Raw genomic sequence first — 10,123 nt, 5'->3', positions numbered from 1 at the left:
AAATCATCAATACTGACATTTTCGTTCTCGCCGGCCGGCCGGATGTTTCTGAGCTTAAGCTGGTTTCGTCCGCGATAGTGATGGACATCTCCGATCACCTTCACGATCGTCTGCGCCGCGTACGTTACTTCATCAGTCGGTTTGGCATCCCACAGCTTCGCTTCGATATCTCCCGATTGGTCCTGCAGCATTAACGTCAGGAATGGTTTTCCGTTGCTTGCGATTCCCTTAGTCGAAGATTTAATCAGAAAGTATTGATCGACCTGCTCGCCGACCTCGTGCAGCATAATACCTTTTGCCATTCTATTAAAAGCTCCCTCCATATCTTACATAATACCAGTATAGCACATACCTCTTTTTTGAAAATAAACTCTTTTATGACAGGAGCCGCATGACTTGTCCGCTGTGAAAAGACCGGCTGACATGCTCATGGCAGGTGAAATAAAGTATCTGCCGCCCGCCTTCTGAGAGCTGATTCAGCACATCAAACAGCCGCTGCAGCCGCTGCCTGTCAAAATGGACAAAACTGTCATCAAGTAAAAACGGAAGTGATACCGCAGATTCCCTCTCTGACGCAAGGGCGAAACGGATCGCCGCATAAAGCTGCTCGCATGCCGCCTGTGAGAGTTCGCCTGCAGAAAACACCGTTCCGTCTTTCCGCATGACCATAATGGAATCATCCGCCTCGGAGAAATACAATTTGTGGTAGCGTCCGTCCGTAAGCGGTCCGTATAATGCACCGGCGGTTTCTAACAGACGGGGAAGCGTCACTTTTTTATGCCGCTCCATTTTTTCCCTGATGATGTGTCTGACCGTCTGTAATGCGGCCCACTCTTTAGCGGTTTTTTCACGCGCTCCTTCTGCATTTCTGTCTGCTGTTTTAAATCGGATACAAGCCCCGAGGACTCCAGCTGCTCTTGTTTCACCGTTAATAAAGCGGTTTTCTCACGGAGCTGCGCGCTTTTTTCCTCAAGCGTTTTTTCTCTGTTTCCTTCTGAACGACTGTATGTTCAAGTTCGGACACTGTGCGGCTCATAAACGGCTCAAGCTGTTTTCCGCCTATGCCGGACAAGTGCGTTTTGATTTCGCGCAGCTGCCGCTCTGTTTCCCGGCGGCTTTCATTCAGCCTGGCGAGTTCACAAAAGTGTTCGCGGTTTTTTGCGCCTGCCGCCATGAAAAGCTGTTTGACCTGCTGTTCGTAGTAATGGACTTCTTCGTTTAATTCACGCATTTGCTCTTGTGCATGCAGCAGATCCGTTTCGAGCGCCTGCTTTCGTTTTGCTTCCTCACGGGCTCGTTCCGCCTGTACCAGCAAAACGCGCAGTCTTTCTTTTACGGACAGCTCCCTTCCGTCTGAAGGACTCAGCTTTTTGACCCGGTCCTCAAATGCTCTTTGCAGCTTTTGCAGCCGGCCCGCTTCAATGGTCAGCTCATGCTTGTTAAGGATTTCTTTTTTGACATCTTTCATCACATGATATGCGTCAAGAAGATGGGAAGGACTTCCTGAAAACCCCAGTTCCTTCATAAAAAGTTCCGCCTGTTTTTCAGACGGCGCCATTTCCGCCTCCCATTCTTCATATTGGCGGATGACTCTTTCATATGCCGCTTCTTTCTGTTCAAGCACGGCTTGATCCGCAATCAGCTGCTGCCGGTGCCGGCCGTCACGCCAAAGCTCTTCCTGCAGAAGATCAGCCGCTTCTTTGGAGATCGTCGGTTTCTTTTTCTTGTGACCTGCCCCTCCTCTTTCTGACGGCAGCGGTTTTTGCATGCCGGACAGCATATACAGCAGCAGAGCGCCGGTAAAAAGGGCGGCGGGCAGCCATTCCTTTAACATAGCGAAAATCGCAATGAATAGAATGCCCGCACCGAGAAAGAGCTTTTTTTGTTTGACGCGCTGTTTTTCCAGCTGCTGTATATGTGCCTGCCATTCGTTTCCTTCTGTATCAGCTGTTTGCTTATATGATTGTAAAGCGGCTTCTTTTTCTTTCCTGACAGCGGGGTCCAAAATGTTTTCCGCCGTCAAGGCATGTTTTCGTTCGGCTTCTTCCAGCTCCAGCCGCGCTTGTTCGAAAATCGCATCAAGCTGTGTCTTTCTTTCTCTTGCCTGTCCGGCGCTCTGCACGGCTTCCTGCAGCCGCCATTCATATTCATAATCGGTGTTCAGTGAAAGAATGCCGTCTTCCTCATGTCTTCCGAGCTGCTGCAATCCTGACGAAACGCGGGCAGATGTCTGCCGGATCTGTGATTGGATGGCGGCAAGCTGTTCGCCGCGCGATTCGTACATATGCTGCTCGCCGGAAAGCTCCTGCAGCTGCCGCTCTGTTTGCAACAAGTCCTCATTTGGAGCGAGCAGCTCAGCCTGCCGCCTGAGTTCAGCCGCTTTTGCCCGAAGCCCCTCAAGACGGGCCGCTTTCGGATGGAGATGCGATTCGTATTTTTCAAGCTGATGCATTCCATCCTTCGGGAATTGCTTCAATGCTTCCGGATAAGAAGAAAGTTCGCTTTCCAAGGCTGTTTTTTGTCTGCGAGCGGCTTTGCTTCTATCGCCGATTTTACTGTTTTGATTTCTTCAGTTATGCCTTTCAATCGTGCTTCGGCATCCTGCAAACGGCCGCCGGCGCTTTTTTTCTCTTCCAGAAGGCTGTGATAGCCCGCTTCCGCAGCTTCCGCCTGTTTCAGCTGGGCGCTGAGCCGCTTTAATGTATCCAACTCCTGATTTAAGCGGGGGTTCCGCCCGTTCGGCTTATACATCCTTTCAAGTTCTTTTGCCAGCCGCCCGTCAAGCTTTGCCGCCGCTTCCGACCCGAATAAGCTCGAATACAGGAGAAACTCGCCGATTTTGTCCCGGTTAAAAGCTTGAATCTCCTGCAGTCCGAATACATCGAACGAATAGATCGCTTCGTACAGCGCCCGGTCTGTATCGGAGAGAAGCTGTTTGAGCCATTCTCCGTCCTTGATTTCGCCTGAAGCCGTATACACTCTGACTTTTTCGGCAGCGCCTTTTGTCCGTTCGATTTTGACGGCACCGTGATCGACATGCTTCAATTCCACAGTGCCGCCGTAAACCCCGCCGTTTTTCGGTTCGTATTTTTTTGATTTCGGAAAACCGAACAGCACGCTTTTGATAAAGGACATCAATGTCGTTTTTCCCGCTTCATTTAATCCGTAGATCACTTGCACGGGAGAATCTGACAGCTGAAAACTTCGGTCGGAAAATTTTCCGTATTGGTAAATATGCATCGCCGTTATTTTCATCGCTGAATCTCCTTCATCTGGCGTCTTAAAACGGCTTGAGCCTGCCGCTTAATATCCAGTATCTCTTCATCTGTAAATGAAGTGATCTGACGCCGATATACGGGATGACGCTCAAGGGCTTCAAATACACCGCTCATGTCTGCGCATTGTTCTATATCCTGAAGCAGCCCTTTAAAAACGGATCGTGCGGCACGCTGTCTGTATCATCCGTCCGATCCTCAAGCGCGAGCGGCCAGACGAAACATTCCTCTTCGGCCTCTTCCTCCTGTAAAGCGGAAAGAAACTCCTCTGCGATGCCTGCGGGCGCCTCCGTCCAAAAGCGGGGCGCCGCGCCGCGAAGCACCAGCCTGACACATGCCGGGCGGCCCGCCGCGCGCAAGCCGGAGAATGTATCCGATGCGGCTTTCAGAAGTGAAGTCATATGTTCAGCTCCGGAGATATCAAGATCAATTTCCTCCCATAACACATCATGCGCTTCTTTGAATTCCCAAGACATCTCACCGTTTGCCGCCCGGACGAGGTAATATCCCTTAGGCCCGGTTTCTTTTAAATGCCGGGCTTGAATATTCCCGGGGTAAATAGCGGCGGGATGCTGGGCGGACAGAACCTGCCGTTTATGAATGTGTCCGAGCGCCCAGTAATCCATGCCGCTTTTTTCAAGGTCTTCTTTCGTAAACGGGCAGTACGGGTCATGCCCTTCCGCTCCTGATAACATGCCGTGGAGCATGCCGATATGATAAGGCGCGCCGGTCATTTTCCGGTAACGGGCCGCCTGATTGACCGTTACGCTTCTTTCCTGATAGCTGCATCCGTATATGCTTGCCGCAAGCTCTCCGTTTTTAAAGAAAGACTTTTCCTCCGGTGTATCCGAGGTGAATATATGTACATTTTCCGGCCATTCAATCGGCGTCCACTTACCGCCCAAATGATCATGGTTGCCGAATATGACGAACACTTGGATATCCGCTTCCTGTAATCTCGTAAACTGTTTTCTCAAAAACAGCTGGGCTTTTAAACTTCTGTTGGCTTCGTCAAACAGATCCCCCGAAAGCAGCACGAAATCTGCCTGCTCCCGCAGTGCCCCGTCCGTCAGACGGCGGACGCTGTGAAATGTGCTTTCTTTAATACGCGCATATACCGGTTCAGGCAGATTCGAAATGCCGTAAAACGGGCTGTCCAGATGCAGGTCAGCGGCATGAATAAACGTCAGATCAGCCATCTCGCCCTCCCCTTTCTGCAAATTGAATTACCCTTATTTTAGCACCGTTTTTATACGAATGCACGTTCTGCAAAATAAAAAAACAGCCCGGCTGTTCCGGGCTGTTTCACTTATTTTTTGGAGATGCGCAGCGCTTGTTTGATCGCTTTGAATCCGCTGGCGTTTCCGTAAATCAATACGCCGCCTTTGTAAATTTTCGCGCCGACCGCCGCAAAGATCACGATAGTGACCAGTGTCAGGGCGATCCCGGCCGCAGCCTGCCAAAACGGGATATCGAGCATCCCGACGCGTAAAAACATAATCATCGGCGTGAAAAACGGAATGTAAGATGTAACGGTAATAAAACCGGCGTCAGGATTACCGATGCCGAACATGGCGATCAAAAAACCTGCCACGACTAAAAAAACCATCGGCTGAATCGTCTGCTGTACGTCCTCTATCCGGCTGACAACACTGCCGAGAAACGCGGCAAGCGTCGCGTAAAGAAAATAGCCGAGCAAATAGAAAATGACGGCATAGACTATCGTCGAGACAGGAACATCCGTAAAATTGAGAAATGCACTGATCGGCGACGACGCATCATTATGAGGGTTCAGCTTCAGTGAGAGATAACCCGCTGCAATCAGCACCGCAAACTGTGTGATCCCCACGAGCGCGATACCGAACAGTTTGGCAAACATCTGCTGAATCGGCGGCATGCTTGAAATTAAAATTTCCATGACGCGGGACGATTTTTCCGTCGCCACTTCCATCGCAATCATGCTTGCGTACATGATAACTGAGAAGTAGATGACAAACAGCATGATGTATACAAGCCCCATTACCTGACCGAGCTCTTCCTCAGATTTCGCCCCTTTTTCCAGCGCGTCTTTGCTGACTTCCGGCGGAGTGTAGAGGCTGCTGACTTTTTCTGCCGAAATGCCGAGCTTGGCGGTTTCGACAGCGGTTTTCGTCTGGGTTAAAGCCTGCTTGAGCAGTTTATACGCTGATTCATCGGAAATGGTCAGCGCCTTGTATGCTCCTGTTATCGTTCCTTTTTGATCTTGTCTGATGATAAACAGTCCGTCCCATTCACCGTCTTTGACACGCTTTACGGCATCTTTTTCGGACTCCTTCGTCTCCATTGCCTGCAGATCATTGTCTGTATCCGCCGCTTTAAGCTGTTTTGCAAACGCCGGGTACAGCCCGCCCGTTTCATCAATCACCGCGATTTGCTGCTTTCCGTCATCCGATTGAAACACGGAAATAATCGATTGCAGGTTGGTCACCGCTAATACTAATAAAACGGTAATGGCGGTCGAAATAATGAATGACTTTGTCGCGATTTTGTTTTTATATGTATGAAACAGCATAATCCAAAATTTATTCATATACGGCCCCCACCTTTTCTATAAAAATATCATGCAGTGACGGCTCTTCCAATTCGAACTTCCGTATAAAACCTTTCCCTTGCAGCGCCCGGAAAATATCCTGAGAAACCGGTTCATTCGCAACCTGCAGTCTGATTCCGTCATTTGTTTCCTTCCATTTCACGACACCTTCATGCGTTTTTAAAAAGCTGAGGTCATCATCTGAATGAACGGTGACATTTTTTTTGCCGAAAGACCGCTTAATGTCTTTCAGATTGCCTTGAACGACGGGTTTTCCCTTCTGGAGAATGCACAAATTCTCGCAAAGTTCTTCCACATGCTCCATTCGGTGGCTTGAAAAAACGATGGAAACGCCGCTGTTTTTCAAAGAAATAACCGCTTCTTTCAGCAGCTCGACATTCACCGGATCAAGACCGCTGAAAGGTTCATCGAGAATCAGCAGTTCAGGCTTATGCAGGACGGCCGAAATGAACTGGATTTTCTGCTGGTTTCCTTTTGACAGCTCTTCGACTTTCTTATTCTTGTAATCTGTAATGCCGAAGCGCTCGAGCCATGTCATGAGCTCTTTTTCCGCCTCTTTTTTGCTCATTCCTTTTAATCTCGCCAGATAGACAAGCTGGTCACTCACCTTCACTTTCGGATACAGCCCCCGCTCTTCCGGGAGATAGCCGATTTTTTCACTGATGGAATAATTGACCGGCTTCCCTTTCCAGGTGATATGCCCGTCAGTCAGGCTTAAAAGACCTAAAATCATCCGAAAGGTCGTCGTTTTTCCCGCGCCGTTTGCGCCGAGCAGCCCGAACATTTCCCTTTCAGGTATTTGCAGGTTCAAATTGTCAACAGCGGTAAAGCTGCCGAATGTTTTCGTTACATTTTCAATTGTAAGCACGAATCCAACTCCTTCCTTGACCCATTATATACTAATAATGGGTAAAAATTAATGGAGGATTTTAAATTCTTTATCAGAATATCATTCTATAAAGGGGGTGACATGATGGGACAATATGTATTGACCGCATTCCATGCGTCGGGAGAAACGATGCTGGATGAACGGATCGAAGCAGATAATGAGGCGGAGGCGAAGGCCGCCGGAGAGGCTTTGTTAAAGGAAAAAAAGCTTGAGAACAGTACTCACCGCTTGGTAAATGAAGCCGGAAAGCTGATTTTATTCCACAGATAACAGAAGCTTTCCGGCTTCTGTATTTTACCGGTTAAATTGCGGCGTCCGTTTTTCTAAAAAGGCGCGGATGCCCTCTTTATGATCATCCGTTTTTCTCATATTTTCCTGGGCCTTTCGTTCAAGAGACAAAACGTCTTTTAACCGGCTGATATGAAGGCTCTGATAAATAGCCTTCGTTTCAATCATCGCTGACAGCGGCGCATGCAGCAATCGGTCGATATACGGTTGTGCCCCCTCCGCAGGGCCGCCGCTGAACAGCCCGTCGGCAAGCTTGAGCCGCACCGCTTTTTCAGCCGGCAATTTTTCACCGCTCCAAATCAGTTTTTTCGCTTCGATCTCACCGACCCGTCTCATTAATAAATAATGGCCTCCTCCGTCGGGAACCAATCCGATGCCGATGAAATTCATCGCGAGTCGGGCGTTTTCTTCGGCGAGCACCACATCGGCGCACAGCGCGAAACTCAGCCCGAGCCCCGCCGCGGCTCCGTGGATGGCGGCTATCACAATTTTTTTCATATCATAGAGCGTCAGCGTAATGGATTCAATCATTTTCATGAGCCGTTCATATTCTCCTGAATCATGATCCGACGTCATCATCTGGATATCACCGCCCGCGGAAAATCCCCTGCCTTCCCCCCGCAAGAGGACGATAAGCGCTTCGCTGTCGGCTGCCATAACGCATGCATTTTCCAATTCCCGGAGCATTTGTTCATTCAGCGCGTTGTAACTGTCAGGCCGGTTCAGCACAATCTCTGCGATCTTTCCTTTTTCTTCATAACGAATATACTGCATGTTTACTCCCTCCTTGAATCCGCTTACATATTTTGTTCAAATGATATATTCCTTCCCCCGAAGCCAAACTCCTTTATTTTTCAAGGTCAACAGATACCGAAAAATGCATATCATTTGAAACTGAACATACATTTTTATATAGTGAAATTGATATACAAAACAAAAGGGGGGAAAAACACCGATAATGAAATATGTGATACTCAGCTTGTTACTGAGCTTTTTTATGGTGCTGTTCCCCCCTTCGGATGTCGCTCTTCCTTCCCAATTGGTGACAGAAACAGACAGCCATGTACAAATTTCGGTTTACCCGCAGGAAACGGAATCGGCAAAGACGCCGGTTCAAACCAAAACCGCTCCGCAAGACCTGTCAAAAGGATACGGTGCGTTATCCCGGATGATCTCCCTGTTATCTGTCAAACCTCTTGATCAATTCATTGATTCCACAATGGAAAGGACATGCGCCATTCCGATACAATACCAGTCAAATTACCTCCGGCATCAGACCATTTCTCATTGCCAATCTGTATTTACGGTGTAAAAACAGTATATTCCGGAGGGATTTTTTATGAATATTAAAGAAAACGATCTGCCCGGCATCGGGAAAAAAATTCGAAATCGAAACGAGAAATCATGAAAAAATGACGATCATCATTCATGATGACGGCAGGCGGGAAATTTACAGATTTGATGACCGCGACCCTGATGAGCTTCTGGCAAGCATTTCACTTGATGATGCGGAAGCAAGACAGATTGCCGCGATTATCGGCGGGATGGTGTACAAACCGCAGGCGCTTGAATCGATTGAAATGGCGTTCAGCGATCTGATTATCGAATGGTTTAAAGTTGAAAAAGGGGCAAAAGCGGCAGGGCGGACGCTCGGCGAACTGGATGTGCGCCAAAACTATGACGTGACGGTTATCGCCATCATTAAGCATGACCAGAAAAAGTTTTTAAACCCGGGCGCTGATTCGCTCCTTGAAGCAAACGATACACTCGTCCTCTCAGGTGAAAGAAAGCATCTGAAAAAACTGATCCAAGACTTCCTCTCCAGAGACGGAGTGTGATCTGTTTATGGATCATCTCGTATTTGAAGTCGGTACGGCGTTAGTTCTTGTGGCCATTGCGAGTGTCATCGCCAATAAAATTAAATTCTCGATCATCCCCTTCCTGATCATTTTAGGAATGCTTGTCGGGCCGCACGCGCCCCAAGCGGGCATCATTGACCTGACGTTTATCGAAAGCCGGGAAGTGATTGAGTTTTTCGGACGGATGGGCGTCCTGTTCCTCCTCTTTTACCTCGGCCTTGAATTCTCGGTCGGAAAATTAGTCAAATCCGGACGTTCAATCGCCGCCGGCGGAACGATTTATATTCTGATTAATTTCAGTTTAGGGCTGATCTACGGCTTTATCACGGGCTTTTCCTTTTTGGAAGTGCTTGTATTGGCGGGTGTCATCACGATATCATCAAGCGCCATTGTCGCAAAGGTGCTTGTCGACTTAAAGCGCACGGCCAATCCGGAAACGGAGCTGATTCTCGGCATCATTATGTTTGAGGATATCTTTCTGGCGGTTTACTTGTCCGTCGTTTCCGGGCTTGTTCTGGGAGACGCGACGTCTGTCGGGGGCGCGCTGATGTCAATCGTGATCGCTTTCGGATATATGCTGCTGTTTTTCATTGCCGCTCGGAAATTGCCGCCTCTGCTGAACAAGCTGCTTGATATCCGTTCAAACGAGGTATTTGTCATCGTCATTTTCGCCGCGCTCTTTTTCATTGCCGGCTTTTCCGAAACGATTCATGTCGCTGAAGCGATCGGCGCGCTCTTGCTCGGACTCGTATTTTCGGAGACGGCCCATTCTGACAGGATTGAGCATCTTGTCGTGCCGTTCCGTGACTTTTTTGGCGCCATGTTTTTCTTCAGCTTCGGCCTCAGCATTGATCCGTTTTCACTCGGAGATGCGGTATGGCTCGCCCTCGGCGCCGTTCTGCTGACGATTGCCGGAAACTTTATCGCCGGCATGATCGCCGGGCGCCGGGCGGGGCTTTCTCATAAAGCATCGTCCAATATCGGGCTGACCATTGTGTCCCGCGGCGAATTCTCCATTATCGTCGCAAATCTCGGCATCGCCGGCGGCCTGTCCGCTTCACTTAAACCTTTCGCCGCCTTATATGTTTTGATACTGGCCATCTTCGGCCCTTTGCTCACGAAAGAGTCGAAGCGGATATATCTCCTGCTGAACAGCGTGTTCAAATGGAAGACGCCTGAAAAGAAGCCGCAGAAATCATAAAAAAACTGACCTCTTCATAAG

The 10,123-nt window shown here is 48.9% G+C and carries 6 protein-coding genes and 4 pseudogenes; 4 read left to right on the top strand and 6 right to left on the bottom strand.

The genetic code is table 11. From position 1 onward, the window contains the following. From D368_RS06300 to D368_RS06280, 5 genes and pseudogenes are all read right to left on the bottom strand, one after another. Positions 1 to 302 (bottom strand): annotated as a pseudogene (locus tag D368_RS06300) (3'-5' exonuclease); the annotation flags it as partial. Between the two features lie 73 nt (positions 303 to 375). Further along, positions 376 to 3,255 (bottom strand): annotated as a pseudogene (locus tag D368_RS06295) (ATP-binding protein). Continuing rightward, positions 3,252 to 4,474: pseudogene (locus tag D368_RS06290) on the bottom strand (metallophosphoesterase family protein). Before D368_RS06290 ends, D368_RS06295 begins: the two co-directional pseudogenes overlap by 4 nt. 110 nt (positions 4,475 to 4,584) lie before the next feature. Next, positions 4,585 to 5,844: an ABC transporter permease gene (locus D368_RS06285; protein ID WP_061890518.1), complete on the bottom strand. Its 1,260-nt coding sequence runs from the start codon at positions 5,842 to 5,844 to the stop codon at positions 4,585 to 4,587. After that, a complete protein-coding gene (locus D368_RS06280) occupies positions 5,837 to 6,733 on the bottom strand; it encodes an ABC transporter ATP-binding protein (protein ID WP_003155257.1) in 897 nt (298 codons plus the stop codon). Before D368_RS06280 ends, D368_RS06285 begins: the two co-directional genes overlap by 8 nt. Before the next feature lie 105 nt (positions 6,734 to 6,838). Here D368_RS06280 and D368_RS06275 point away from each other — a divergent pair, with 105 nt between their 5' ends. Then, positions 6,839 to 7,024: a YhzD family protein gene (locus D368_RS06275; protein ID WP_071392043.1), complete on the top strand. Its 186-nt coding sequence runs from the start codon at positions 6,839 to 6,841 to the stop codon at positions 7,022 to 7,024. Positions 7,025 to 7,048: 24 nt separating this feature from the next. On the opposite strand, the gene D368_RS06270 is transcribed toward D368_RS06275, so the two are convergent. After that, positions 7,049 to 7,816, bottom strand: coding sequence for an enoyl-CoA hydratase (locus D368_RS06270; RefSeq protein WP_007409232.1), 768 nt, complete (start codon positions 7,814 to 7,816; stop codon positions 7,049 to 7,051). A 184-nt stretch (positions 7,817 to 8,000) separates the two neighbouring features. Between D368_RS06270 and D368_RS06265 the strand changes: the two genes are divergently transcribed. The 3 genes and pseudogenes from D368_RS06265 (at position 8,001) to D368_RS06255 (ending at position 10,102) form a co-directional block, all read left to right on the top strand. Beyond that, positions 8,001 to 8,354: a hypothetical protein gene (locus D368_RS06265; protein WP_128574646.1), complete on the top strand. Its 354-nt coding sequence runs from the start codon at positions 8,001 to 8,003 to the stop codon at positions 8,352 to 8,354. Positions 8,355 to 8,381: 27 nt separating this feature from the next. Continuing rightward, positions 8,382 to 8,880, top strand: a pseudogene (locus D368_RS06260) (cation:proton antiporter regulatory subunit). Positions 8,881 to 8,887: 7 nt separating this feature from the next. Then, a complete protein-coding gene (locus D368_RS06255; RefSeq protein ID WP_003155266.1) occupies positions 8,888 to 10,102 on the top strand; it encodes a cation:proton antiporter in 1,215 nt (404 codons plus the stop codon). Positions 10,103 to 10,123: the final 21 nt, after the last annotated feature.

The organism is Paenibacillus lentimorbus NRRL B-30488, from assembly GCF_000411595.1.
In the GTDB taxonomy this organism is placed as follows: Bacteria; Bacillota; Bacilli; order Bacillales; family Bacillaceae; genus Bacillus; species Bacillus velezensis.
This window is presented reverse-complemented; position numbering and strand designations above follow the sequence as displayed.

What these genes read in the sequence shown, in the direction of transcription:
- D368_RS06285 (WP_061890518.1), bottom strand. Translation starts at nt 5,844, where the DNA reads ATGAATAAATTTTGGATTATGCTGTTTCATACATATAAAAACAAAATC.
- D368_RS06275 (WP_071392043.1), top strand. Translation starts at nt 6,839, where the DNA reads ATGGGACAATATGTATTGACCGCATTCCATGCGTCGGGAGAAACGATG.
- D368_RS06270 (WP_007409232.1), bottom strand. Translation starts at nt 7,816, where the DNA reads ATGCAGTATATTCGTTATGAAGAAAAAGGAAAGATCGCAGAGATTGTG.
- D368_RS06265 (WP_128574646.1), top strand. Translation starts at nt 8,001, where the DNA reads ATGAAATATGTGATACTCAGCTTGTTACTGAGCTTTTTTATGGTGCTG.
- D368_RS06255 (WP_003155266.1), top strand. Translation starts at nt 8,888, where the DNA reads ATGGATCATCTCGTATTTGAAGTCGGTACGGCGTTAGTTCTTGTGGCC.